Origin of the sequence: Aquamicrobium defluvii (assembly GCF_004363725.1) — a bacterium.
Classification (GTDB): Bacteria; Pseudomonadota; Alphaproteobacteria; order Rhizobiales; family Rhizobiaceae; genus Mesorhizobium; species Mesorhizobium defluvii.
This window is the reverse complement of the sequence record NZ_SNZF01000009.1, coordinates 78,979-102,653: the sequence shown is the minus strand read 5'-3', so window position 1 is coordinate 102,653 and position 23,675 is coordinate 78,979. Positions and strand designations below refer to the sequence as shown.

The window sequence follows — 23,675 nt, the reverse complement described above, 5'->3', positions numbered from 1 at the left end:
CCAGGTTAAGGGGAACCATGTGTCAGAACATGTCATCAGAGAAGAATCCGTACGGGTCCCGCTGATCTACGATCCGAGGGTGCGCAGCATCTTCTTCCAGCTGCTTCTCGTCGCGCTGCTGGCGCTGGGAATCTGGTGGATTGTCGACAACACGATCGAAAATCTGCGGCGCTCCAACATTTCCACCGGCTTTGCGTTTCTGCGCGGCCGCGCCGGCTTCGATATTTCCGACCGCCTGATCGACTACACCTCCGATTCGTCCTATGGGCGCGCGCTTCTGGTCGGCATCGCCAACACGCTGGCTGTGGCGGCGGCGGGCATCGTGACGGCAACCATACTGGGCTTTCTCGTCGGCATCGGCCGGCTTTCCCAGAACTGGCTGATACGCAAGCTGGCGATGATCTACGTCGAGGTGTTCCGCAACATACCGCCGCTGCTGGTCATCCTGTTCTGGTATCAGGGCGTTCTGGCGGTGCTGCCCAATGTACGCGACAGCCTGTCGCTTCCGTTAGGCTCCTATCTCAACAATCGGGGTTTCTATTTCCCGAAACTGGTGTGGGAACCCGGTTCGGGGCTTATCCTGGCCGGTTTTGTCGCTGCCGTCATCCTGAGCTGGTACGTCGCGCGGCGCGCCCGGGCCAGGCAGATGGCAACCGGCGAGAGGTTCCCGGTATTCCTGACGAGCGCCGGCCTCATCATCGGCCTGCCGCTGCTGGCCTACCTCGTCTCCGGCATGCCGGTGTCGGTGGACTATCCGCAGAAGGGCACCTTCAACCTGACCGGAGGCACCAACATCAAGCCGGAATTCCTGTCGCTTTATCTGGCGCTTTCCTTCTACACCGCCTCGTTCATCGCCGAGATCGTGCGTGCAGGCATCATGGGGGTGCCGAAGGGGCAGACGGAAGCCTATTCAGCGCTTGGAATGAGCTCGAATGACGGATTGCGCCTTGTGGTGATCCCGCAGGCCATGCGCATCATCATTCCGCCTCTTACCAGCCAGTACCTGAACCTGACGAAGAACTCGTCCCTGGCGGTGGCGATCGGATACCCGGATCTCTATGCCATCGGAGGCACGATCCTCAACCAGACAGGGCAGGCGATCGAGGTGGTGGTCATCTTCATGACCGTCTATCTCAGCATCAGCATTCTCACCTCGTTGTTCATGAACTGGTTCAATACCAAAATGGCGCTGAAGGAGAGATGAGCCATGCAGGAACATGACATCTCCTGGGTGCGTACGGAAATGGCCCTGGCCGAGACGGCTCCGCGGTCACAGACCGGTCTCGGCGCATGGGTGCGCAAGAACCTGTTCGCGACGCCTTTCGACTCGGTGCTGACGATAATCGCGCTTCTCGCGGTCGCCTCGTTCTTGCCGCGGATACTGGACTGGCTGTTTTTCAGCGCGGTGTGGACCGGCACCGACCGCACGGCATGCCTGACGACGGAGCAGGGCGGCCAGCTGCCGGCCGGATGGTCCGGTGCCTGCTGGCCGTTCGTCAGCGGCCGTTTCGGCCAGTTCATGTTCGGGCGCTATCCGATGGACGAGCGGTGGCGCGTGGTCCTGACCGGCATCCTCTTCATCTTGCTGCTGGCGCCGCTGCTCATCCCGCGCGCTCCCTTCAAGAAGCTCAACGCGATCCTGTTCTTCGGGGTCTTCCCGTTCGTCGCCTTCCTGCTTCTGGTCGGCGGTGCGTTTGGGCTGCGCTATGTCGAGACGCCGCTCTGGGGCGGTCTCATGGTCACCCTGGTGATTTCCTATGTCGGCATCGTGGTTTCGCTGCCGCTTGGTATCATTCTGGCGCTCGGGCGGCGCTCGCACATGCCCATCGTCAAGCTTCTATCGGTGATTTTCATCGAAACCGTGCGCGGCGTTCCGCTGGTGACGGTGCTGTTCATGGCCAGCTTCATGCTGCCGCTGTTCGTGCCGCCCGGCACGAGCTTCGACAAGCTGTTGCGTGCCTTGATCGGCGTGGCGCTTTTCGCCTCGGCCTATATGGCGGAGGTCGTGCGCGGCGGATTGCAGGCGATACCCAAGGGGCAATATGAGGGGGCGGATTCGCTCGGCCTGGGCTACTGGCCGAAGATGGGCCTCATCATCATGCCACAGGCGCTGAAGCTGGTGATCCCCGGCATTGTCAACACCTTCATCGGCATGTTCAAGGATACGACGCTGGTGCTCATCATCTCGATGTTCGACCTGCTCGGCGTCGTGAAGCAGAACATCTCGGGCGACCCGACATGGGCAACGCCGCAAACCGCGAAGACCGGCTACATATTTGCGGCCGCGATCTTCTGGGTATTCTGCTTCGGGATGTCGCGCTATTCTCAATATATGGAACGCCGGCTCGATACCGGCCACAAACGCTAGACAGGGGAATGGCACATGGCCACCGAGAACGCAGTCAGCGCGCAGGAAATTGAGGTCGATACCGGCAAGATGCAGGTCTCGAAGACCGATGTCGCCATCGAGATCATCGGCATGCACAAGTGGTATGGCGAGTTCCATGTCCTGAAAGACATCAACCTGAAGGTCATGCGCGGCGAGCGCATCGTCGTCTGCGGGCCTTCCGGCTCGGGCAAGTCGACCATGATCCGCTGCATCAACCGGCTGGAGGAACACCAGAAGGGCAAGATCATCGTCGATGGCAAGGAATTGACCAACGACCTCAAGAAGATCGATGAGGTGCGCCGCGAGGTCGGCATGGTGTTCCAGCACTTCAACCTGTTCCCGCACCTGACCATTCTGGAGAACTGCACGCTGGCGCCGATCTGGGTGCGCAAGGTTCCCAAGAAGGAGGCCGAGGCCACGGCCATGCACTATCTGGAAAGGGTCAAGATTCCCGAACAGGCGCACAAATATCCGGGTCAGCTTTCCGGCGGCCAGCAACAGCGCGTCGCCATCGCGCGCTCATTGTGCATGAAGCCGAAGATCATGCTGTTCGACGAGCCGACCTCGGCGCTCGACCCCGAAATGGTCAAGGAGGTTCTGGAAACGATGGTCGGCCTTGCCGAAGAGGGCATGACCATGCTGTGCGTGACCCACGAAATGGGCTTCGCGCGCAAGGTTGCGAACCGGGTTATCTTCATGGATCAGGGCCAGATCGTCGAGCAGAACACCCCGGCCGAGTTCTTCGACAATCCCCAGCACGAGCGCACGAAGCTGTTCCTCAGCCAGATCCTGCACTGAACGGTTTCTGCGCGTAAGCCTGCTTTCGGCATCTCCGTTCAGAAGCCGAAAGCAGCGGAAGATTCGCTTTCAGGGAAACGGAAGGTCTGTTCCGGGACGGCTGCCCTCAGCCTGCCCGCGGCAGCCGCCAGCCATAGAGCCAGTCGAGATCGGCGGCGAGGCTTTCGGGCGATCGGAAGCTGAAAACGAGATTGCGCGCCAGAGCGACGGGGCCGGTGGCATTCCACGCCAGCTTGTTCAGGGCTCCGCGTCGCGCCACCTTGATTACGCGCGCCTTGCGCTGCTCTTCCCATGCGGAGATTGCGGCTTGCCTTGAGCCCGCAGTGCTTGCCAGCGCATGTGCGAGCAGGGCGGCATCTTCTATCGCCATGGCCGCGCCCTGCGCGGCGAATGGCGTTACGGCGTGGGCTGCATCCCCGATCAGCACCATGCCGGGAGCGCTCCACCTCGCGGCAGGGTCGACCGTATTGAGCGGCCATGCGGTCCAGGGGGCGGCGAGTTCGGCAAGGGTCAGGAGCTGCGAGGAACCGAGGGCCAGGGCGCGCATCAGGATTGCGGGATCGGCATCCGCTGCCCATCCATCCGCAATTCTGTCGGCCGGCGTGAACGCAACCAGATTGATCTCTCTGCCGGCACGCAGGGGATAGGCAACGAGATGGAACCGGCCATGCAGGAAGGTTGTGACACTGCCCGTTTCGGCAATCGCGCGGAAAGCCTGACCGGCCTCGCTGTCGATCATGATGGTGGTGCGCCACGCTATCTGTCCGCTGAACCGGCTGTCGGCCGATCCGTCCATAAGCTGGCGCGTTCTGGACCAGACGCCATCGGCGCCAACCAGCAGGCTGCTCTGCGCGACTTCGGCGCGGCCATCCTCATTTTCGAAGCGGGCCGTGACATTGCCTTCCGCATCGGCCGACACGTCGGACAGGCGCATTCCGGTCGTCAGAGCGATTTCCGGCCGTGTGGCTGCCTCTGCAAGCAGAGCCTGCTGCAAATCGGCGCGGTGCGCGACCAGATAGGGGGCTTTCCAGCGTCGTTCGGCTTCCTGCCCCAGCGGTATGCTGGTCAGCATGCGCAGCGTCCCTGCATCCCTCAGCTGCACGGTTTCCGGCTGGACGGCTTGCGGCCGCAAGCGCGACAGAACGTCGAGTTCGAGCAGGATATGTGCCGCATTCGGCGAAAGCTGGAGCCCGGCGCCGAAGGCTTCCAGTTGCGCAGCCTGTTCATACAGCCTGCTGGCCACACCCCGGCGCGCCAGGGCAATCGCCAGCGTAAGGCCGGCGATTCCGGCCCCTGAGATCAGAACCGGCCGTGTGTCCGCGGTTGTCATCGATGTCTGGCGCCTGTCTTGCGATCAGGCAGCGCGCTCGATGTAAGCGCAACCGGCAGGGACGGTCTGTGAGGGACCGAGCTTTGCGTTGTGGCGATAGAGGGTCGAGCAATAGGGGCAGATCTTCTCGTCATCCGCGCCCATGTCCAGAAACACATGGGGGTGATCGAACGGCGGATTGGCGCCGACGCACATGAACTCCCTGACGCCGATCTCGATTGCCGCGTGACCCTGATCGTTCTGGAAGTGGGGAATGGTACCGCCAGCCATGATCATCTCCTTCGAGCTGTTATCCAGCGTTTGGAGCATAAGTCGGTTCTTTGCAAGCATATGAAATGAAACTGTCGCAAAACCCTGCCAGAGGATAATGTGAAAAGTGTAGCCGGCTGGCTGGCCGGGGCACCGGCCAGCAAGGGGCGAGGAAAGCGGGGATATGACAGAGTTGAGGCCGAAGCAGGCAGAGTTCACCACCCTGGACGTGACCGCGGACGAGAGCGGCAATCCGGACCGTTTCGTCAACCGCGAGTTTTCATGGCTGCAATTCAACAGGCGCGTTCTCGAAGAAGCGCGCAATGAACGCCACCCGCTTCTCGAACGGGTTCGCTTTCTGTCGATTTCCGCTGGAAATCTCGACGAATTCTTCATGGTGCGTGTGGCCGGCCTTGCCGGGCAGGTCCGCCAGCGCATCACGTTGAAGAGCCCGGACGGGCGTACGCCGGAACAACAGCTCGAACAGGTGCTGCGCGAGGTGGAGCGGCTTCAGTCGGACCAGCAGAAAATTCTCGCTGAACTGATGTCGCTTCTCGAAAAGGAGGGTATCGAGACGGTCGACGTTTCAGCCCTCACCAAGGATGAAAAGGTCTGGCTGGAAGAATATTTCCGGGAACAGGTGTTTCCGGTTCTGACGCCGTTGTCGATCGACCCTGCACATCCGTTCCCCTTCATTCCCAATCTCGGGTTCTCGATGGCGCTTCAATTGCGTCATTTGCGGGAAGGGGAAGACATGAGCGCGCTTCTGCGCCTGCCGCCGGCTCTCAAGCGCTACATTCGCCTGCCGGACCGAAAGGGCCGCGTGCGCTTCGTGCAGCTGGAAGATGTGGTGGGCCTTTACATCGGGCGCCTGTTCCCCGGCTATGAAGTCAAGGGCTCCGGTACATTCCAGATCATCCGCGACAGCGATATCGAAGTCGAGGAAGAATCGGAGGATCTGGTGCGGCTGTTCGAAACCGCACTCAAGCGCCGCCGGCGCGGCTCGGTGATCCGCATAGAATTCGACAGCCGCATGCCGGAAAGCCTTCGGGAATTCGTGGCGGGCGAGCTGGGTGTGGCCGGAAACCGCATCAGCGTTATCGACGGACCGCTGGCGCTCAGCCAGATTTCCGAGATCGTCAGCGTGGCGCGCGATGATCTGAAATTCACGCCCTACAATCCCCGCTTCCCGGAGCGTATTCGCGAGCATGGCGGCGACTGCTTCGCCGCCATTCGCGAGAAGGACATCGTTGTCCATCACCCTTACGAATCGTTCGATGTGGTCGTGCAGTTCCTCCGCCAGGCCGCGCTCGATCCTGAGGTGGTGGCAATCAAGCAGACGCTCTACCGCACATCGAACGACAGCCCGATCGTGCGTGCGCTCATCGATGCGGCTGAAGCGGGAAAATCGGTTACGGCGCTGGTCGAGCTCAAGGCACGCTTCGACGAGGAGGCAAATATCCGCTGGGCGCGAGATCTCGAGCGCGCGGGCGTTCAGGTGGTCTTCGGGTTTCTTGAACTGAAAACACACGCCAAGATGTCGCTGGTGGTGCGGCGTGAAGACGGCAAGCTGCGCAACTACGTCCATCTGGGTACGGGCAACTACCATCCGATCACGGCGCGCATCTATACCGACCTGTCATTCTTCACGACGGCCCCGCAGATCGCCAGCGACGTGTCGCAGATATTCAATTTCATCACCGGCTATGCGGAACCGGCGGAGGAGATGACCATCGCCATGTCTCCCTTCACCCTGCGCAGCCGGATCCTGTCGCATATCGAGGGCGAGATTCGCCATGCGCGGGAAGGACGGCCGGCGCGCATCTGGATGAAGATGAACTCGCTCGTCGATCCGCAGGTCATCGACGCGCTTTACGATGCGAGCCGGGCAGGTGTGGAAATCGATCTGGTCGTGCGCGGCATCTGCTGCCTGCGGCCGCAGGTGCCGGGCCTGTCGGAAAACATCCGCGTCAAATCCATCGTCGGGCGTTTTCTGGAACACAGCCGCATCTATTGCTTCGGAAATGGCCATGGCCTGCCGTCCGACGAGGCGATCATCTACATCAGCTCGGCCGACATGATGCCGCGAAATCTGGATCGGCGGGTTGAAACCATGGTGCCAATCGCCAACCCGACCGTGCATGAGCAGATCCTGGGGCAGATCATGCTCGGCAATCTGGTGGACAACCAGCAAAGTTTCGAAGTATTGCCCGACGGAACGTCGCGCCGGGTGGTGCTTGAAGAGGGCGAGGAGCCATTCAATGCGCAGGAATATTTCATGACCAATCCCAGCCTTTCGGGACGGGGTGACGCCTTGAAGTCGCATGCGCCGAAGCGGATCGCCCAGTTCAAGCGCCGCAAGAAAACTGTCCCGACGACCGGTTGATGATGGCAGCTTCCCAGGGCCGGCTTCAGGACCGGCGTCCGGTTTCGATCATCGACATCGGCTCGAACTCCATCCGGCTTGTCGTCTACGAAGGGCTGGCGCGTTCTCCTACGATGCTGTTCAACGAAAAGATGCTTGCCGGCCTCGGCCGCGGCATCGTTTCCACGGGCAGGCTCGATCCCGAGGCGGTAACGCGGGCGATGGAGGAATTCCGCCGCTTCCGCGCACTTTCCGATCAGGCCGGCGCCGTCCACATGCACGTCGTGGCAACGGCCGCAGCGCGCGAGGCCGAAAACGGCCCGGACTTCATCCATCGTGCCGAAGAGGTGCTGGGCACCGAAATCCATGTTCTGAGCGGCCGGCAGGAAGCCTACTACTCGGCGCTCGGGGTGATCTCCGGCTTCCGGCCGGCGAACGGCATTGCCGGCGATCTGGGGGGCGGCAGTCTCGAGCTTGTCGATATAGATGGCGAAAATATCGGGGACGGCATAACCTTGCCGCTCGGGGGCCTGCGCCTTCAGGACATGGCCGGAAATTCACTGGAGCAGGCGGCGAAGATCGCGCGCGCGGAGGTGGCCAGGGCCAAGCTGCTCAAGGCGGGGCAGGGGCGTACTTTCTATGCCGTGGGCGGCACCTGGCGAAATCTCGCCCGCCTCCACATGGAAAAGACCGGCTATCCGCTGGATGTCATGCATCATTATGAGATCGGCACCGAAAGTGCGATGCCGTTCCTGAAGCAGGTGGCAAAGGGAAATCTGGAGCGCATGAAGGGCATCGAGGGCGTGTCCAAGGCGCGTCGCGCCCTGCTGCCCTATGGCGCCATCGTGCAGAAGGAAATCATCGGCGCCATGAAGCCGGCCCGTATCGTGGTCTCGGCCGTGGGGGTGCGCGAGGGATATCTGCATTCGCTGCTGACGCCGGCCGAGCAGCAGGCGGACCCGCTGCTTTCGGCCTGTGAGGAGCTTGCGCGACTGCGCTCCCGCTCCTTCACCCATGCGCAGGAGCTTGCCGACTGGACCGGACAGGCTTTCGAAATGTTCGGTGTCGAGGAAACGGAGGATGAGGCACGCTATCGCAAGGCGGCCTGTCTGCTGGCAGACATCGGCTGGCGTGCGCATCCCGAGTACCGGGGCACGCAATCGCTCAACATCATCTCTCATGCCGCGTTCCTGGGCGTGGATCATCCCGGCCGGGCCTATCTGGCGCTGACGAATCTCTTTCGTCACGAAGGGGTGTTCAGCGAATCGGCCGCCGAAATCCGGTTGCTGGCAACGCCGCGCTATCTGGAGCGGGCACGTATTCTGGCCGGTACGATGCGGGTGGTGTATCTTCTGTCGGCGGCGATGCCGGGTGTCATCCCGCAACTGACGTGGAACAGACGGGAGGACGGCACGCTGGAGATCGTGCTGCCTTCCAACCTTGCCGCCCTCTATGGCGAGCGGCCCGCGGCGCGGGTGACGCAACTGGGCAAGGTGCTCGGACGCCGCATGGCCTTGGCGGTCGAAGGGCGGCAGGCCGGTTCTGCCGCCAGATAGAGCGGCGGAACGCCTGTCCTGGGAGGGGGTGAATTACGCCATTTCCGGCTTCATGCCGAGCGCTGTGCGGTCCACCACCTCGCGCAGCGCGAAGGACGAGTTGATGCGCGTCACATGGGGCATGGCCGACAGCCATTCCTTGTGGATGCGTTCGTAGTCCGCGAGATCGCGCGCGGCGATGCGCAATATGTAGTCGTATTCACCGGACATGAGGTGGCAGGACAATACGTTCGGGCAGCGCTTTATCGCCGCTTCGAAGTCGGACAGGGTCTTCTCGAACTGGCCCGACAGCGAGATATGGACGATCACGGTCGTATGGTGACCCAGCGCGGCGTTCGACAGCCGGGCGTGATAGCCCCGGATGACACCGGACCGTTCGAGGTTGTCGAGCCGGCGCGAGCAGGCCGATTGCGACAGGCCCACCTTTTCGGCCAGCGCGGCGTTGGGAATGCGACCGTCCTTCTGCAACGTATCGAGTATGGCGATATCGATGCGGTCGAGTATCGTTTTGCGTGGTTCCTGCGAAGCGCTTGCCATGATCTGCAATCATTATGGGATTGAACGGTGTCAGCAAGCAAGAATGCTGCTTTTAAACGGATAATTCCCGTGCTCAGCGCTCGAGTCGCGCCAGCAGGGAGGACGTGTCCCAGCGCCCGCCGCCCATGGACTGGACGTCCTTGTAGAACTGATCGACCAGCGCCGTGACCGGAAGGATCGCCCCGTTGCGGTCCGCTTCGGCAAGGCAGATGCCGAGGTCCTTGCGCATCCAGTCGACTGCAAAGCCGAAATCGTATTTGCCTTCGTTCATCGTCTTGTGGCGATTTTCCATCTGCCACGAGCCCGCAGCGCCCCGCGATATGACCTCGACCACCTTTTCGATGTCCAGCCCGGCCTTCTTGCCGAAATGGATCCCCTCGGCAAGACCCTGCACAAGCCCGGCAATGGCGATCTGGTTGATCATCTTGGTGAGCTGGCCGGCGCCGGCAGGCCCCATCAGGCCGACCATGCGGGCAAACGAATCGATGACCGGACGGGCGCGGTCGAATGCCGCCTCTTCTCCGCCAACCATGACTGTAAGGACGCCGTTTTCGGCGCCGGCCTGGCCGCCCGAGACGGGGGCATCGAGGAACGAGAAGCCGGCTTCGGCGGCCCTGGCGGACAATTCGCGCGCAACCTCGGCCGACGCGGTGGTGTTGTCGATGAAGATCGCGCCTTTCTTCATGGTGGCGAAGGCGCCGTCGGGGCCGATGGTTACCGAGCGCAGGTCATCGTCGTTTCCCACGCAGGCGAAAACGAAATCCTTGCCTTCCGCCGCTTCGGCGGGGGTGCTGGCGAAACGGCCGCCATGTTCGCCGATCCATTTTTCGGCTTTGGCGGCGGTGCGGTTGTAAACGGTGACGTCGTGGCCGCCCTTGTTCTTCAGATGGCCTGCCATCGGATAGCCCATCACGCCAAGACCAAGGAAAGCCACTGTTGCCATTATCGGAGTCCTTTCACGCAAGCACGCCTGCGTCTTAAAGCATTGTTGCAGGTAAGGGGAGTCAGCGCCTGAGATGGCGCGTGATGCGTTCCTCGACCCAGTCGACCGCGTGGCGCAGGGTTTCCACGATCAGCAGGTAGATGATCGCGGCCCACAGGTAAGCCTGGAAGTCGAAGGTGCGGGAATAGGTAAGGCGGGTCACGCCCATCAGGTCGTAGACGGTGATGATGGCAACGATAGCCGATCCCTTGACCATGAGGATCAGCTCATTGCCATATGGCCTCAGCGCCACGATCAGCGCCTGCGGAAAGATGATCTTGCGCAGGGTGAGCAGGCGCGGAAGCCCCAGCGATTCGGCACCTTCCCACTGGCCTTTCGGCACGCTCTGGATGGCGCCGCGCAGGATTTCGGCCTGGTAGGCCGCCGTGTTCAGCGAGAATGCGAAAAGCGCACAGTTGAAGGCGTCGCGGAAGAAGCTCCATAGGCCGATGGCATCGAGTTGCGGACGGAACGATCCGAAACCGTAATAGACAAGGAATGCCTGCGCGAGCAGCGGCGTGCCGCGGAAGAAATAGACATAGGCATAGGCGAAGCTGGCGATTATCGGATTGCGCGACATGCGCCCGTAGGCGATCGGGACCGACAACAGCGCGCCGATGACCACGGAAATCGCCACCAGCTTGATGGTGACCCAAACCCCGGACAGATATCCCGGAGCGTATCTCCAGAACATATCCGGCTTCCATGCCGAGACGAGGTAGGCAACGAGGCCAACGAGCGCCAGCGCCCACAGGAAGACCAGGATGTAGCCGATGACGCGTTCGCGCGGCCAGCCGCGCGGGGGCGGTGGCGGGCGCAGGACTTCGGTGGCGGCTGGATGGTCGACAGCGCTCATCGCTGAAGCTCCTGCTTGCCGACGTGGCGTTCAATCAGCCCGATGCCGATGGAGGAAAGGATCGCCAGTGCGAGATAGATCAGGGTGGCGAAGCCGAAAAACAGGAAAGCCTGCTTGGTGACGCGCGCGGCCACGCCTGCCTGACGCAAGATGTCCGTCAGGCCGATGGCGGAAACGAGCGATGTATCCTTGAGCAGGATGAGCCACAGATTGGCGAGCCCGGGCAGGGCAATGCGTACGAGTTGCGGCAGAACGACGAGCCGCATCGTCTGGAATTTCGAAAGGCCGATGGCGTAGCCGCCTTCATATTGTCCGCGTGGAATGGCCCTGAACGCCGACAGGAACACTTCGCTGGCATAGGAAGAGAACACCACGCCAAGGGCGATCATACCGGAAACGAAGCTGTTGACCTCGACGCTGGCAGTGGGATTGAAGACCCGCACCACCTGCTGGATGCCGATCTGAGCGCCATAGAATACAAGGAACAGCGTCAGAAGCTCCGGCAGGCCGCGGAAGATGGTCGTATAGATGTCGGCCGCCAGTTTCAGGGAGCGCTCTTGCGACTGTTTGGCCACCGCGATCAGGAAGCCGATGAGCAGACCCAGCGGCAGCGTTGCGAGAGCCAGGCTGACGGTGATGAAAACGCCATAGGCAATTTCATCCAGCCATCCCTCCGGCCCCCAGCTCAGCAGCGTCCAAACGCTCTGCATTACCCCGCCCGTATCCCTGTGATTTCCGTTGTTGTCGAAACTGCCGACTGGTGCAAAGCCGGCAGGAAAGCCGGGGCAAAGCTTTCGGCTCCGCCCCAGCTATTCAATCAATCGCCATATACATCAAAGCTGAAGTACTTGTCGTTGATTTCCTTATACTTTCCGTTCTCCCGGATGGCCTGGATCGCGGCGTTGAAGCGATCGCGCAGCGCGGTTTCACCCTTGCGGATGGCAATGCCGGCACCGGGGCCGTGGATTTCATCGACAGGCGTGATCGTTCCAGCCAGCCTGCAGCAGGCACCATCAGGCGAATCCAGCCATTGGGTGAGGGCGATGATATCGTCATTGGCAGCATCGAGACGGCCATTGGCGAGATCGAGCTGATATTCCTGCGCTGTCGGGTAGGGTTTTACCGTGCTGTCGGTGTAGGTCACGGTCGAATAGTTGAAATGGGTCGTGGATGCCTGCGCGCCGATCGTCTTGCCCGCCAGGTCTTCCTTGCCGACCCCGTTGATGTCGCTGTCCTTCGGGACTGCAAGACCGGGCGGCGTGTTGTAATATTTGTTGCTGAAATCGACCTGTTGCAGCCGTTCCGGGGTGATGGACATGGACGCTATGATGGCGTCGAACTTGCCGGCCTGAAGAGCCGGAATGATGCCGTCCCATTCCTGGGCGACGAACTCGCACCTGACCTTCATTTCATCGCAAAGCGCCTGTGCGATATCGATGTCGAAGCCTTCCAGCTTGCCGTCGGAAGTCAGATTGTTGAACGGCGGGTAGGCGCCTTCCGTGCCGATGCGGACGACTTCTTCCTGCGCGTGGGCCGAACCAAGTGCAAACAGCGCGCTGGCAGTTGCAATAAGCACGTATCTTCCAAATCGCATGACGTTCCTCTCTGGTTATCGCGAATATCGAAACGATACCCGCAGACGGTTCTTCCGACCGCCGGATAACGGATATTCCCATTGTTTTTGCTTGAAAAGCAACACCAAAAACCTGCTGTATGACGGTGTGCGGCGATGTTGCGGCAGAACCTTCACGGCGACTGTGCCGGAGGTGTCGGGCGGCCTAGACTCCCAGCCGGGTTGCATTCTCGATGAAGTCGGCAATCGCCTGGATGTCGTCGATATCGAATACCGGAAGGGTCTCGCGCGGCTGCGGACAATCGGCGGCGACAGCGACGATGTTCGGGTCATTGGGCGACAGGGGCGCGTGTTCGCGCGCGTCGCGGCGGCGGGCCTCGATCTTGAGGTGGGTTTCGTGCTTGTAGCCTTCCACCAGAACGATGTCGCAGGGGGCGATACGTGCAAGGATGTCGCCAAGCGCGGGCTCCTCCTCGCCATGGAGTTCGTGCATCAGCGCCCAGCGGCGGCCGGACACAATGGCGACTTCCCTTGCTCCCGCTTCGCGGTGGCGAAAGCTGTCGGTACCTTCCTTGTCGATATCGAAGCCGTGATGCGCATGCTTGACGGTGGAGACCGTCCGCCCACGCGCAACCAGTTCCCGCACAAGCCGCTCGGTGAGGGTTGTCTTGCCGGAGTTCTTCCAGCCCGTGATCCCAAAGACGCGCCGGCTCATTTCCGGTCCCCCGACATCAGGCGTTGTGCTTCTGCCAGATCCTCAGGCGTGTTGATGTTGAAGAAAGGATCAATGCCTCGCGCACAGTCGAAATTCACGGAGACGATCGGCCTCGAGCGGACGAAATCGAAAACCTTCCTGCCGCCTTCATGCAGATAGGCGCGCAGTGGCGCGGATATTCCTGCCGGCCAGAGCGCAAAGACCGGATGTTCACGACCGCAGGAACCTGCAACGGCGATTGCCTGAGGATCGTTGCGTGTCGCGTCCGACAGCCGGGCTGCGAGATCGCATGGCAGGAAGGGCGTATCGCCGGCCACGGTCATGAGCGTTCGATGCGACGGCTGCGCTTCGACCCATTCCAGACCGGCCAGCACGCCCGCCAGCGGGCCGGGAAATCCGGGCACCGTATCCGGCAGAACCGGCAAGCCGAATGCGGCGAAGCGGTCGACCTGGCCGTTGGCGTTGAGGGCCAGCGTGGCAACCTGCGGTCCTATACGGCCGATGATGTGGTGCAGCACCGGCTTTCCATTCAGCTCCAGCAGGGATTTGTCACCGCCGCCCATGCGGCTCGACAAACCGCCAGCCAGAATGAGTCCTGCAATCGCATCATCATGCATGCCGCCAGTTCCTATATGCCGTCGGGGCCCATGCTGGGGCCTGCACTTTCGGCTGCCGTCTTGTACCGGCCGACGGAACGCTCACGATAGAGCGTATAGAGACCTGAGGCGACAATGATCGTTGCGCCGGCAATCATGGACAGGTCCGGAAACTCCGAAAACAGGATCATGCCGAGCAGGATCGAACACAGAAGCGATGTATAGCGGAAGGGAGCGATGAACGAGACTTCGCCGATGCGCATCGCCATTATGATGAAATTATAGCCCAGAAGCAGAAGCGTGGCGCTCAGCGCCAGCAGGGCTACCCCCGAGATTTCCATGGGATTCCATCCCCCCATCGGCTTGAGCAGGATGGCTCCCGTGACCGTCACGGAAACCGAGGTGATGGTGGAAACCAGATGGGTTGGAATGTCCGATGGCAGGCGGCTGGTGGCGAGGTCGCGCACCGTGCAGAAGCCCACGCTGGCAAGCGCGAACAGCGAGTAGACGCTGAAGCCCTCATATCCGGGCCGCACGGTGATGATGACGCCGGTGAAACCGGCGCAAATGGCAAGCCATCTGCGCCAGCCGACGCTTTGTCCGAATGCGAGCGCGGCACCCATGGTCACCGCAAGCGGGAGGGCTTGCAGAACGGCGGAGACATTGGCGATGGGAAGATGGGCCAAAGCCAGCAGGAAAGTGACGGTCGCCGCGACTTCGCCTGCCGCGCGCAATGCGACCAGCGGCTGCCGGATCATGCTCATCTGCAAGAACGCACCCCTTTGCCAGCCTATCAGCGCAATGATGACGGAGGCGAAAAGGCCCCTGACCAGCATGACCTGGGCGACGCTGATCGCTTCCGCCATCAGCTTGGTAATGGCGTCATTGGTCGCAAAGCTGACCATGGCGATGGCCATATAGGCGGCACCGCGCATATTGCTGGAAAGATTCAAACAAACGTCCCCTTTGACTGGCTCGGGAAGAGCTCTACCAGCCGGTTCGCAAACGGCAATGGACCATGAGGCCGAAAAGACGCGGTCAGCCGCCGGTCACGCTCATGTGGCGGGAGACGGATGGACGATTTGTGCGCCTGTCTATGATGAAGTCGTGGCCTTTGGGCTTGCGGCCAATGGCTTCATCGATTGCTGCCGACAGAAGCTCGTTGCCTTCGGAGGCCCGCAAAGGAGCGCGGAGGTCGGCCGCGTCCTCCTGACCCAGGCACATGTAAAGCGTTCCGGTACAGGTGAGGCGCACGCGATTGCAGCTTTCGCAGAAATTGTGGGTCATGGGCGTTATGAAACCCAGACGCCCCCCGGTTTCCGCCACCTCGACATAGCGGGCGGGGCCACCGGTCCTGAAGGGAATATCTGTCAGCGTGAAGCGGCGCTCAAGCTGCGCGCGCAGCACGGAAAGCGGCAGGTACTGATCGGTGCGGTCGGCATCGATCTCGCCCATCGGCATGGTCTCGATAACGGTCATGTCCATGCCGCGGCCATGAGCCCAGCGCAGGATATCGGGCAGTTCCATATCGTTGAAGCCGCGCAGGGCGACAGCATTGATCTTGATGCCGAGTCCAGCCTGCTGTGCGGCATCGATGCCGGCCATGACCTTGTCGAGATGGCCCCAGCGGGTGATGGCGTGGAATTTTTCCGGGTCGAGCGTATCGAGGGAAACATTGATGCGTCGCACGCCCGCATCCGCCAGTTCCCCGGCGAAGCGCCAGAGCTGCGAGCCGTTGGTGGTGAGGGTGAGCTCCTCCAGCGCCCCGCTCCGGAGATGACGGGAAAGCTCGCGCACGAGGTGCATGATGTTCTTGCGCACCAGCGGCTCGCCTCCGGTAAGTCGCAGCTTACGAACGCCTTTCTCTATGAAGACTGTGCAGAGCCGGTCCAGTTCCTCAAGCGAAAGAAGGTCCTTCCGGGGCAGGAACGCCATGTCTTCCGCCATGCAGTACACACAACGGAAATCGCAGCGATCCGTTACCGAAACCCTGAGATAAGTGATGGCGCGACCGAAAGGGTCGATCATATCCATTGCGCGTTCCAGGCTTCCCGCAGCAGTTTCCCAATCGTTATATGCTCCTATGTGATACGAAGCACCGTACTGTTCAAGACGAATTTGCGCTGCTTTCGCGACATGCCTTCCCGTGTGGAAGCGGGCGAACGGGTGCTGTATCGTAGGCGGACTCATTCGGAAGGATTGTCATGGCCGCGCCGAGCGAACTGCGGGTGTCGAAGGACCGCAGACTGTTGACCATAACGTTTCCCGGCCGCGATCCGGTCGAACTGCCGGCGGAGATGCTGCGCGTTCTTTCACCTTCGGCCGAAGTGCAGGGGCATTCGCCCGAGCAGCGGGTTACCGTTCCGGGCAAGCGCGATGTCACGATCACGCGCATCGATCCGGTTGGAAACTACGCGGTGCGCATCACGTTCGACGATTTCCACGGTACCGGAATTTTCACCTGGACCTATCTCAACGAACTGGGTGAACACAAGGAAGCCCGCTGGCAAGCCTATGTCGACGAATTGGCTGAAAAAGGGCTCAGCCGTGACAGGAGATGACGGGGCGTTTATTTCCAATAGCCTGTCGGGCTTTCCTGATGTTCCGGATGTGGCGCTTCAGAATTCGCGCGCCTTATCCAGCACGTCCGTGATGCGCCGCATCTGATCCCCCATCACGTCGCACTGGGCAGGGCTCGACTCGGCCATCGCCAGTTCGATGAGGGCCGTGTAGATTTTCAGCGCTTCCATCAGCAGCGTGGTTCCGGCATCGGTGAGGGCAAGGCGCAGGATGCGCTTGTCTTTCGGATCGCCTTCACGGCGAACGATCCCGCGCTTTTCAAGCTGCGGCAACAGCATGGTGATATTGGACCGCCCGACCAGCAGCTTGCGGGCGAGGTCATGCTGCGACATGCCGGGATGGCGATAAAGGTTCATCAGCACATCGAGCTGGGCGGGCTTGAGGTCGAGCGGCGCCAGCCGGGCCGCCAGCGTGCGTTCGAGCGCATGGCAAGCCCGTGCCACCGCCACCCAGTTGCGGAAGCGGGGGTTGTCCCAGGGAAGCTCTTGTTTGTTGTTCATTCTTGAACTAATAATTGTTCATTATTGAACCAGTATCGGATTTCGCACTATGGCACCATTTCAGCAGAAGGTCATCCGCTGCATGTTCGGTGTCGGGGAAAAGGTGGCGCCGCAGCTTACCGGGCGCGTTGCATTCGGACTGTTCTGCCGTACGCCCAATCCTCGGAAACTGACGCCGAAGGAACGCATGGCCGTGATCGCGGCGGGCGATTTCATGCAGCATGCCCGCCGGCATTGCCTGACGACGCCGACGGGTCGCGTCGCGGCATATGAGTTTCGGCCGGAGACACCTGTGCGATGGGCTGGCACGGTGCTTATCCTCCATGGCTGGCGCTCGCGTACGGAATATATGCGTTTCCTCATCGCAGGTTATCGCGATGCCGGCTACCGGGTCGTTTCGCTCGATCTTCCCGGCCATGGCCAGTCCGGCGGCAGGAGGCTGACGCTGGTGAATGCCGTCGAGGCTGTACAGATGGCCAGCCAGTGGTTCGGGCCGTTCGAGGCCGTGGTCGGTCACTCGTTCGGCGGGGCGGTTTCCCTCAACGCAGCCGCCGGCTCCATGCCAGGAATATTGCCGGTGGAGACGAAGCGGCTGGTGCTGATCGCGGCGCCGAACTCCATTCCCTCGGTGTTCGAAGGATACAGCCGTCAGCTCAATGTCGGGCCGCGCGCGCAGGCCAGCATGGCGGAAAGCGTGCGGCGTCTTTGCGGACGGCGGCTCGATGAGTTCATGGGCTCCCGCCAGCTTGCCATGTTGCGCCTGCCCACGCTGATCGTACATGCGCCGGACGACCGCGAGGTTCCGGCCGATCAGGCGAGGGCCTTTGCCGAAGCGGGGCAGCATGTCGAGCTGTACTGGGTGGACGGGCTCGGTCATCGGCGCATTCTGGCCGATCCCGCCGTGGTCGGGCGGTCGGTGAGTTTCGTCAGGGACCGGCAGGGCGTACCTTTATCGGTGCATTGAGGCTCAGGCTCTGGGTTTGGCGGGCTCAACCGGAAGCCCGGCCTTCTTCCACGCTCCGAAGCCACCTTCGATGTGCCTGACGGGCTGAAGGCCCATGTCCTGCGCAGTCTTTGCCGCCAGCGCCGATCTCCAGCCGCCGGCACAGAAGAACACGAAGGAGTTGCCGGTGGCGAAGAAGGGCTTGTGGTAGGGGCTTTCCGGATCGATCCAGAATTCCAGCATGCCGCGGGTGCAGTGCTTCGCCCCGGGAATGTTGCCTTCCCGCTCGAATTCACGCGGGTCGCGCAGGTCCACGAAGGTGACGGTTTCATTGCCGAGAAGCCTTGCCGCCTCGTCCGGAGAAATCGTCTCGACTTCGGCATTGGCCTCGTCCAGCAACGCCCGGAAACCCTTCTTCATGCACCGTTCCTCCACTTGTGCGCATTGACCGGAATGGATGACACAGCGCGTGCGCGCTGGCCACCCGCGCCGGAGAATTCAAACATATTTAACCAAATCGTAGTGAATCAATATAGGTACAATGCCGTACCGCGCTCTTGTCTGCGGTGCGGCCATGTGTTCGCAAACAGGTGATCGCTCATGAGGCAGCTCAAAAAAGCCGCGTGGCTTGCATCCGCAGCCCTGCTTGGGAGCGCTCTCGCGCTGACGGCGCAGCCCGCAAGCGCCCAGACCCTCATGGACATGCTTTTCGGCGGCCCGTCAAAGCGGCGCTCCGCTCCGCTGCAAGGCGAATTTCCGCCGCCGCCAAAACCGAAAGCGGCCGCTCCGATCAAGAAAATCGCTGCGCCGACCTATAATGCCTACAAGCCGGACAAGCTGACACGGGTCGATTTCACGGCGCTGACAGCGGCACCGCAAAAGGCATCTTTTTCTCCCGGCGATCCCGACGGGAGCTTTGCGGAATCCGTTTCCGCCCTCGAGGGGTTCGAGCTGATGGCCGAACCGTCCATCGCCAGGGCTCTTGTCGATTATTATTCGGCCAACCCGGATTTCATCTGGATTGCAAACGGCGCTCCCGATGAAAAGGCGCGGGAGGCAGTCCGCGTTCTCGGCGAGGCGTCCAGTCACGGATTTTCGCCTGCGGATTACACGGTCGACGTGCCGGATGCGGGGGAGGGTGCGGAGCGGGCAACCGATCGTGCCGGCCTGATCCGTTTCGAGATGGCTCTTTCGGCGCGTGTGCTTCGTTATGTGCGCGATGCGCGGCAGGGCCGCATCCAGCCGAACCGCATTTCGGGCTATTACGACTTTCCGGAAAAGCCGGTAAATCTTTCCGGCGTTCTGGACATTCTGGCCCACACAAGGGAAGTGCGCGCCTATCTGGAGTCGCGCCATCCGCAGACTCCGGAATACGAGGCGCTGCGGGTAGAGCTGGAGGCGCTGGAGGCCAGTGCGGAGAACGACATCGTTGTCGACGCCGGACTGCTTCTGAAGCCGGGTCAATCGAGCCCCGAACTGCCGAAGCTGCTGAGGCTGATCCAGCGGGACCTCGACGAGGACATGCGCGCGCGCCATGGCGAAGTGCTGACGCGCCTTTCCGCCAGCGAGGTTTACGGGCCCGAACTGGTACCGCTGTTCGAGGACGTGCAGAAAAAGGCCGGTCTCAAGCCGGATGGCATCGTCGGCGCACGCACGGTTGCCGCCATAGCCGGCGAATCGAAGGCCGACAGGCTGAACAAGGTGCGCATCGCCATGGAGCAGATACGCTGGCTGCCTTCCGATCTCGGCAGTCCGCGCGTGTTCATCAACCAGCCGGCCTTTACCGCAAGCTATATCGAGGGTGGCGAGGAGAAGCTGAAGACGCGCACGGTCATCGGCAGCATCAGCAACCAGACCAGCTTCTTCTACGACGAAATCAAACAGGTGGATTACAACCCCTATTGGGGCGTACCACAGTCCATCATCGTCAACGAGATGCTGCCCAGACTGCGCAGCGATCCGGGCTATCTCGACCGCGCAGGCTACGAAGTGACCGATGCCAAAGGCAAACGCATTCCCTCGTCCGCGATCGACTGGGGGCAATATGGCGGCAAGGTGCCGTTCAATGTGCGCCAGGCCCCCAGCGAGGCGAATGCACTCGGGGAACTGAAAATCCTGTTTCCGAACAAGCATGCCATCTACATGCACGACACGCCGCAGAAAGCCTATTTCCAGCGCGACATGCGTGCGCTTAGCCACGGCTGCGTGCGCTTGCAGGACCCGCGCGGCATGGCTGCGGCCGTGCTCGGCACTTCCGTCGACCACATTGCCGAGAAGCTTAAAAAGGGCCATTCCACGGAAAAGGTGACGCGCCGTATTCCGGTCTATGTGGCCTATTTCACCGCCTGGCCCAACATGTCGGGGAAGGTCGAATATTTCGGCGATGTCTATGGGCGCGACGACCGGCTGAAGCAGGCGATCTCCGCCACCGAAGCGGTGCGCTCGCCTTCGGGCTAGCCGTTACCTGCCCGGCGCGGCTTCGGCTCCCTGATCATCCATTTGATGATCAGCATGGCCGGCAGGATCCAGACCAGCCCTCCGATCAGGAAGAACAGCAGGTGGACGACCGGCCCGGATTGCGAAAGCTGCGCCACCGCAATCAGCGTGGCAAGGATGGAATAGACCACGACGAGAAGCACCAGCAGGATCGTTCCGATCAGTTTCTTGAGGCGAACCGGCATCTTGACGTCCTTTCCGTTGCCCTCGCATAGGGCCTGAACGAAAGCGGCGCAAGCCAAAGCGGCGCGACGGCGTGCCGCGCCATGCGCTCTTGCCAGTGTCCGCGCCATGGTCCACCAATCCGGCGCTTCTTCGATCCGCTGGAGACACGCAATGGCCCTCGACGCCGACCACGCATCGTCCATGCCCGACCGGGACCGTCTCCTGCGGAACCGGGCGCAGGTGCGTTTCTGGCTCTATTGCATTCTTCTGGTGCTGTTCGCTTTGATTCTCGTCGGTGGCGCGACGCGCATGACCGGTTCCGGCCTGTCGATCACGGAATGGAAGCCGATCCATGGCGTCATCCCGCCGCTGAACGAGGCGGAATGGCAGGAGGAATTCCTGAAGTACCAGCAGATCCCGCAATACGAGAAGATCAACCACGGGATGAGCCTGTCCGAGTTCAAGTTCATCTTCTGGTGGGAGTGGGCGCACCGGCTTCTGGCCCGCGGCGTAGGCTTCATCTTCGCCATCCCGCTGGTATTTTTCTGGGCGACGCGCCGCATCGAGAAGGGGTTGATGCCGAAGCTCATCGGCATACTGGCTCTCGGCGGCCTGCAGGGCGCCATTGGCTGGTGGATGGTGGCCTCGGGGCTGGTCGAGCGCGTCAGCGTCAGCCAGTACCGCCTCGCGACCCATCTCACCCTCGCATCGCTGATCTTCATGGCCACAATGGTCGTCGCGCGCGGGCTGGCCCCGCATTCGCAGGAGGCAGCGGATCGCGGCACCCGGCGCATGGCCGGCATCCTCACCTTTCTGATCATGGTGCAGATCTATCTCGGCGGGCTCGTCGCGGGGCTTCATGCCGGTCTGAGCTACACGACATGGCCGCTGATGGACGGCAAGGTTATTCCCGACGATCTGCTTTTGCTCGAACCTGCATGGCGGAACTTCTTCGAAAGCCCGAAGACGGTGCAATTCGTGCATCGCATCGGCGCTTACACCCTGTTCGTCGTGGCGTTGTGGCACATGATTGCCACCGGCAGGCGCTTTCCGGGAACGACGCATGCGCGCCGCGCGGTGTTTCTGTTCATCCTCGTGCTGACGCAGGCGATCATCGGCATCGCCACTCTGGTGATGCAGGTGCCGCTGCATCTGGGCCTTACACATCAGGGCTTCGCTCTGGTGGTTCTGGGGTTCGCGGCTGCGCACTGGCGGGGCACCAAGGGTGCATATCCGCTGCCCGGCGAGGTCAGAACCGCTTCCTGACCTCGCGAACGGCATCGGCCACGGCAAGTTCGCGGTTTTCATCGGCGACGTTGTCATCTTCGTGATGCCATGCAGCCGACAGACAGCCATAAGCGAAAGCGTGGTCGAGAAGACGGCGCGGGTCCTGACGCATTGCTTGCGCAAGCTGCTCCGCCATGCGGGCAATGCGTTCGGGGTCGAGGCACAGATCGTCCCGGTCCAGCGGGTTGCAAAACAGATTGGCAGCATCGAAGCCGATGTCGCCAAGCAGGCCCTTGGGGTCTATCGCCAGCCAGCCGCGCGGTCCTTCGAGAATGTTTTCGTGGTGGAGATCGCCGTGCAAAGGGCGAATGTCGCGTTCGGTGTCGAGCAGTTGCTGTGCCAGTTCTGCCGCGTCGACATAGGCTGAAAGCACGCCGGCGGCGCGATCCTGCTTCGCCTTCCTGAACAATGCCTCATAGCGTTCGGCCAGAGGCTGCAATCCGGATGGCGCAGGGCCGTCGCCCGGTGCATGGAGCCGCTGCATCAACTCTGCGGCGATGCCGGTTGCCGCCGCATCGCCTCCGGTTTGGAGCACATCGGCCAGATGCCGCTCGCCGGCGTACTCGATCAGCATCCGGTTCCGGTCCTGACCGATCAGCCGGACAAGACCGCGCCCGTTCCGCCATGCCAGCAGATGGGCGCCGCGCAACTCGTCCTCGATATCGTCGAAAGGCTTCAGGTCCTTGACCACGGCAACAGAACCGTCGCCAAGCGTGACCTTCCAGACGCGGCTGCTGAACGTGTCCGCAATCAGCCGCGCCGCCGCAATGTTCCAGTGCGCAGGAAATGCCGGCGTTTCCGTCACACACCCTTGCCGATCATGAGGTCGAGATTCTGCACCGCGGCACCGGACGCCCCCTTGCCGAGATTGTCATAGACGGCGATCAGCAGCGCCTGCGCCCGCTCGTCATTGGCGAACACATGGAGTTTCATGCGGTTGGTGCCGTTGTAGCGCTCCGGGTCGATGTCGGGCACGCGCTCGACCTGCTCGTAGGGCGCGACCTCGACCACGCTGCCCGCAATGGCGGCATAGTGATCGGCAATGGCCGCATGCAGTTCGGCACCGCTTGGGATGTAGTCCAGCGTTCCCAGTTGCAGCGGCACGATGGTGATCATGCCTTGCGCGAAATTGCCGATTGCCGGTTGCAGGATCGGATCGCGGCTGAGGCGGCCATAGGTCCTGATCTCGGGAATGTGCTTGTGCTGGAGCGACAGGCCATAGGGGAAGAATTCGCAGGCGCTCTCCCCTTTGGCCTCATAGTCCTCGATCATGGTGCGCCCACCCCCGGAATAGCCGGTGATGCCGTTGATCGTGACCGGGAAGTCGGCGGGCAGCAGGCCGGCATCGACCAGAGGGCGCAGCGTGGCGATCGGCCCCTGCGGCCAGCAGCCGGGATTGGCCACCCGTCTGGCGGCGGCTATCCGGGCCGGCTGGTCCTTGTCCATCTCGGCGAAACCGTAATCCCAGCCCTCGGCGACCCGGTGCGCGGTGGAGGCGTCGATGACGCGCGTGGTGTCGTTGGCGATCAGGGAGACGCTTTCACGCGCGGCATCGTCGGGCAGGCAAAGGATGGCGATGTCGGCGGCATTGAGATATTCCGCGCGCGCTTCCTTCTCCTTCCGGCGTTCGGCAGGCACGGAAATGATGTCGAGATCGGCGCGGCCGGCCAGCAGCGTACGAATCTGGAGCCCGGTGGTGCCGTGTTCGCCGTCGATGAAGATTTTCGGTTTCATTCCTGTGTCTGCCTGAATGCGGGG

General features: G+C 61.8%; 25 protein-coding genes. 9 read left to right on the top strand and 16 right to left on the bottom strand.

Annotated features, from left to right (window positions below; translation table 11 throughout):
• Positions 1–19: 19 nt before the first annotated feature.
• The 3 genes from DES43_RS08935 to DES43_RS08925 are packed head-to-tail and all read left to right on the top strand — an operon-like array spanning position 20 to position 3,187.
• The gene (locus DES43_RS08935; protein WP_051520520.1) at positions 20–1,204 is read left to right on the top strand and encodes an amino acid ABC transporter permease; all 1,185 of its coding nucleotides are present in this window, start codon (positions 20–22) and stop codon (positions 1,202–1,204) included.
• A gap of 3 nt (positions 1,205–1,207) precedes the next feature.
• Positions 1,208–2,368, top strand: a complete 1,161-nt coding sequence (locus DES43_RS08930; protein ID WP_035026053.1) for an amino acid ABC transporter permease — start codon at positions 1,208–1,210, stop codon at positions 2,366–2,368.
• Positions 2,369–2,383: 15 nt separating this feature from the next.
• On the top strand, positions 2,384–3,187 hold the full coding sequence (locus tag DES43_RS08925) for an amino acid ABC transporter ATP-binding protein (protein WP_035026056.1): 804 nt from the start codon (positions 2,384–2,386) through the stop codon (positions 3,185–3,187).
• Between the two features lie 106 nt (positions 3,188–3,293).
• Here the strand turns inward: DES43_RS08925 and DES43_RS08920 are convergent, their stop codons facing one another.
• Positions 3,294–4,517, bottom strand: a complete 1,224-nt coding sequence (locus DES43_RS08920; protein WP_035026058.1) for an FAD-dependent monooxygenase — start codon at positions 4,515–4,517, stop codon at positions 3,294–3,296.
• 24 nt (positions 4,518–4,541) lie between these two features.
• On the bottom strand, positions 4,542–4,787 hold the full coding sequence (locus DES43_RS08915; protein ID WP_035026219.1) for a zinc-finger domain-containing protein: 246 nt from the start codon (positions 4,785–4,787) through the stop codon (positions 4,542–4,544).
• Positions 4,788–4,950: 163 nt separating this feature from the next.
• Between DES43_RS08915 and DES43_RS08910 the strand changes: the two genes are divergently transcribed.
• Together DES43_RS08910 and ppx are read left to right on the top strand one after the other, a co-directional pair.
• Positions 4,951–7,152 carry an RNA degradosome polyphosphate kinase gene (locus DES43_RS08910; protein ID WP_035026059.1) on the top strand — a complete coding sequence of 734 codons (2,202 nt, stop codon included), beginning with the start codon at positions 4,951–4,953 and terminating at the stop codon, positions 7,150–7,152.
• Positions 7,152–8,687 carry an exopolyphosphatase gene (gene ppx, locus DES43_RS08905; RefSeq protein WP_035026061.1) on the top strand — a complete coding sequence of 512 codons (1,536 nt, stop codon included), beginning with the start codon at positions 7,152–7,154 and terminating at the stop codon, positions 8,685–8,687. The genes DES43_RS08910 and ppx overlap by 1 nt, the downstream gene beginning before the upstream one ends.
• A gap of 33 nt (positions 8,688–8,720) precedes the next feature.
• Here ppx and DES43_RS08900 read toward each other — a convergent pair whose 3' ends face one another.
• The 9 genes from DES43_RS08900 to moaA all read right to left on the bottom strand — a co-directional run bounded on the left by DES43_RS08900 (position 8,721) and on the right by moaA (position 15,980).
• Complete coding sequence (locus DES43_RS08900) at positions 8,721–9,224, bottom strand: Lrp/AsnC family transcriptional regulator (protein ID WP_051520521.1); 504 nt, start codon at positions 9,222–9,224, stop codon at positions 8,721–8,723.
• A gap of 73 nt (positions 9,225–9,297) precedes the next feature.
• Complete coding sequence (locus tag DES43_RS08895; protein ID WP_035026063.1) at positions 9,298–10,167, bottom strand: NAD(P)-dependent oxidoreductase; 870 nt, start codon at positions 10,165–10,167, stop codon at positions 9,298–9,300.
• A 61-nt stretch (positions 10,168–10,228) separates the two neighbouring features.
• On the bottom strand, positions 10,229–11,062 hold the full coding sequence (locus tag DES43_RS08890; protein ID WP_035026065.1) for an ABC transporter permease: 834 nt from the start codon (positions 11,060–11,062) through the stop codon (positions 10,229–10,231).
• The gene (locus DES43_RS08885; protein ID WP_035026067.1) at positions 11,059–11,772 is read right to left on the bottom strand and encodes an ABC transporter permease; all 714 of its coding nucleotides are present in this window, start codon (positions 11,770–11,772) and stop codon (positions 11,059–11,061) included. The genes DES43_RS08890 and DES43_RS08885 overlap by 4 nt, the downstream gene beginning before the upstream one ends.
• A 107-nt stretch (positions 11,773–11,879) precedes the next feature.
• Positions 11,880–12,656, bottom strand: coding sequence for an ABC transporter substrate-binding protein (locus tag DES43_RS08880; RefSeq protein WP_035026070.1), 777 nt, complete (start codon positions 12,654–12,656; stop codon positions 11,880–11,882).
• 184 nt (positions 12,657–12,840) lie between these two features.
• Positions 12,841–13,350: a molybdopterin-guanine dinucleotide biosynthesis protein B gene (mobB, locus tag DES43_RS08875; RefSeq protein WP_035026073.1), complete on the bottom strand. Its 510-nt coding sequence runs from the start codon at positions 13,348–13,350 to the stop codon at positions 12,841–12,843.
• Entirely contained in the window at positions 13,347–13,967 is a 621-nt protein-coding gene (mobA, locus tag DES43_RS08870) for a molybdenum cofactor guanylyltransferase MobA (protein WP_035026075.1), read from the bottom strand. Before mobA ends, mobB begins: the two co-directional genes overlap by 4 nt.
• Before the next feature lie 11 nt (positions 13,968–13,978).
• Positions 13,979–14,899, bottom strand: coding sequence for a DMT family transporter (locus tag DES43_RS08865; protein ID WP_035026076.1), 921 nt, complete (start codon positions 14,897–14,899; stop codon positions 13,979–13,981).
• 85 nt (positions 14,900–14,984) lie between these two features.
• Entirely contained in the window at positions 14,985–15,980 is a 996-nt protein-coding gene (gene moaA / locus DES43_RS08860; RefSeq protein WP_035026077.1) for a GTP 3',8-cyclase MoaA, read from the bottom strand.
• 170 nt (positions 15,981–16,150) lie between these two features.
• Between moaA and DES43_RS08855 the strand changes: the two genes are divergently transcribed.
• Positions 16,151–16,507 carry a gamma-butyrobetaine hydroxylase family protein gene (locus DES43_RS08855; RefSeq protein WP_035026078.1) on the top strand — a complete coding sequence of 119 codons (357 nt, stop codon included), beginning with the start codon at positions 16,151–16,153 and terminating at the stop codon, positions 16,505–16,507.
• A 57-nt stretch (positions 16,508–16,564) separates the two neighbouring features.
• Here DES43_RS08855 and DES43_RS08850 read toward each other — a convergent pair whose 3' ends face one another.
• Entirely contained in the window at positions 16,565–17,026 is a 462-nt protein-coding gene (locus tag DES43_RS08850; RefSeq protein ID WP_035026080.1) for a MarR family winged helix-turn-helix transcriptional regulator, read from the bottom strand.
• A 49-nt stretch (positions 17,027–17,075) separates the two neighbouring features.
• On the opposite strand from DES43_RS08850, the gene DES43_RS08845 reads away from it, so the two are divergent.
• The gene (locus DES43_RS08845) at positions 17,076–17,990 is read left to right on the top strand and encodes an alpha/beta hydrolase (RefSeq protein WP_035026082.1); all 915 of its coding nucleotides are present in this window, start codon (positions 17,076–17,078) and stop codon (positions 17,988–17,990) included.
• A gap of 3 nt (positions 17,991–17,993) precedes the next feature.
• Here DES43_RS08845 and DES43_RS08840 read toward each other — a convergent pair whose 3' ends face one another.
• The gene (locus DES43_RS08840; protein WP_035026084.1) at positions 17,994–18,389 is read right to left on the bottom strand and encodes a rhodanese-like domain-containing protein; all 396 of its coding nucleotides are present in this window, start codon (positions 18,387–18,389) and stop codon (positions 17,994–17,996) included.
• 180 nt (positions 18,390–18,569) lie between these two features.
• Here DES43_RS08840 and DES43_RS08835 point away from each other — a divergent pair, with 180 nt between their 5' ends.
• Entirely contained in the window at positions 18,570–20,426 is a 1,857-nt protein-coding gene (locus DES43_RS08835; RefSeq protein ID WP_035026085.1) for a L,D-transpeptidase family protein, read from the top strand.
• Here the strand turns inward: DES43_RS08835 and DES43_RS08830 are convergent.
• Positions 20,423–20,650 carry a DUF2842 domain-containing protein gene (locus DES43_RS08830; protein ID WP_035026087.1) on the bottom strand — a complete coding sequence of 76 codons (228 nt, stop codon included), beginning with the start codon at positions 20,648–20,650 and terminating at the stop codon, positions 20,423–20,425. The two genes, DES43_RS08835 and DES43_RS08830, sit on opposite strands and share 4 nt — an antisense overlap.
• Positions 20,651–20,801: 151 nt before the next feature.
• Here DES43_RS08830 and DES43_RS08825 point away from each other — a divergent pair, with 151 nt between their 5' ends.
• Complete coding sequence (locus tag DES43_RS08825) at positions 20,802–21,896, top strand: COX15/CtaA family protein (protein ID WP_166647720.1); 1,095 nt, start codon at positions 20,802–20,804, stop codon at positions 21,894–21,896.
• Here DES43_RS08825 and DES43_RS08820 read toward each other — a convergent pair.
• Together DES43_RS08820 and argC are read right to left on the bottom strand one after the other, a co-directional pair.
• Complete coding sequence (locus DES43_RS08820) at positions 21,880–22,722, bottom strand: aminoglycoside phosphotransferase family protein (RefSeq protein ID WP_035026091.1); 843 nt, start codon at positions 22,720–22,722, stop codon at positions 21,880–21,882. The two genes, DES43_RS08825 and DES43_RS08820, sit on opposite strands and share 17 nt — an antisense overlap.
• Positions 22,719–23,651, bottom strand: a complete 933-nt coding sequence (argC, locus tag DES43_RS08815) for an N-acetyl-gamma-glutamyl-phosphate reductase (protein ID WP_035026093.1) — start codon at positions 23,649–23,651, stop codon at positions 22,719–22,721. The genes DES43_RS08820 and argC overlap by 4 nt, the downstream gene beginning before the upstream one ends.
• Positions 23,652–23,675 lie beyond the last annotated feature (24 nt).

Coding starts and splice junctions, on each gene's coding strand:
- DES43_RS08910 (WP_035026059.1), top strand. CDS start 4,951: ATGACAGAGTTGAGGCCGAAGCAGGCAGAGTTCACCACCCTGGACGTG.
- DES43_RS08830 (WP_035026087.1), bottom strand. CDS start 20,650: ATGCCGGTTCGCCTCAAGAAACTGATCGGAACGATCCTGCTGGTGCTT.
- mobA (WP_035026075.1), bottom strand. CDS start 13,967: ATGCATGATGATGCGATTGCAGGACTCATTCTGGCTGGCGGTTTGTCG.
- DES43_RS08885 (WP_035026067.1), bottom strand. CDS start 11,772: ATGCAGAGCGTTTGGACGCTGCTGAGCTGGGGGCCGGAGGGATGGCTG.
- DES43_RS08845 (WP_035026082.1), top strand. CDS start 17,076: ATGGCACCATTTCAGCAGAAGGTCATCCGCTGCATGTTCGGTGTCGGG.
- DES43_RS08835 (WP_035026085.1), top strand. CDS start 18,570: ATGAGGCAGCTCAAAAAAGCCGCGTGGCTTGCATCCGCAGCCCTGCTT.
- mobB (WP_035026073.1), bottom strand. CDS start 13,350: ATGAGCCGGCGCGTCTTTGGGATCACGGGCTGGAAGAACTCCGGCAAG.
- DES43_RS08920 (WP_035026058.1), bottom strand. CDS start 4,517: ATGACAACCGCGGACACACGGCCGGTTCTGATCTCAGGGGCCGGAATC.
- argC (WP_035026093.1), bottom strand. CDS start 23,651: ATGAAACCGAAAATCTTCATCGACGGCGAACACGGCACCACCGGGCTC.
- DES43_RS08855 (WP_035026078.1), top strand. CDS start 16,151: ATGGCCGCGCCGAGCGAACTGCGGGTGTCGAAGGACCGCAGACTGTTG.
- DES43_RS08840 (WP_035026084.1), bottom strand. CDS start 18,389: ATGAAGAAGGGTTTCCGGGCGTTGCTGGACGAGGCCAATGCCGAAGTC.
- DES43_RS08895 (WP_035026063.1), bottom strand. CDS start 10,167: ATGGCAACAGTGGCTTTCCTTGGTCTTGGCGTGATGGGCTATCCGATG.
- DES43_RS08825 (WP_166647720.1), top strand. CDS start 20,802: ATGGCCCTCGACGCCGACCACGCATCGTCCATGCCCGACCGGGACCGT.
- DES43_RS08880 (WP_035026070.1), bottom strand. CDS start 12,656: ATGCGATTTGGAAGATACGTGCTTATTGCAACTGCCAGCGCGCTGTTT.
- DES43_RS08900 (WP_051520521.1), bottom strand. CDS start 9,224: ATGGCAAGCGCTTCGCAGGAACCACGCAAAACGATACTCGACCGCATC.
- DES43_RS08890 (WP_035026065.1), bottom strand. CDS start 11,062: ATGAGCGCTGTCGACCATCCAGCCGCCACCGAAGTCCTGCGCCCGCCA.
- DES43_RS08915 (WP_035026219.1), bottom strand. CDS start 4,787: ATGGCTGGCGGTACCATTCCCCACTTCCAGAACGATCAGGGTCACGCG.
- DES43_RS08850 (WP_035026080.1), bottom strand. CDS start 17,026: ATGAACAACAAACAAGAGCTTCCCTGGGACAACCCCCGCTTCCGCAAC.
- moaA (WP_035026077.1), bottom strand. CDS start 15,980: ATGGATATGATCGACCCTTTCGGTCGCGCCATCACTTATCTCAGGGTT.
- DES43_RS08925 (WP_035026056.1), top strand. CDS start 2,384: ATGGCCACCGAGAACGCAGTCAGCGCGCAGGAAATTGAGGTCGATACC.
- ppx (WP_035026061.1), top strand. CDS start 7,152: ATGATGGCAGCTTCCCAGGGCCGGCTTCAGGACCGGCGTCCGGTTTCG.
- DES43_RS08930 (WP_035026053.1), top strand. CDS start 1,208: ATGCAGGAACATGACATCTCCTGGGTGCGTACGGAAATGGCCCTGGCC.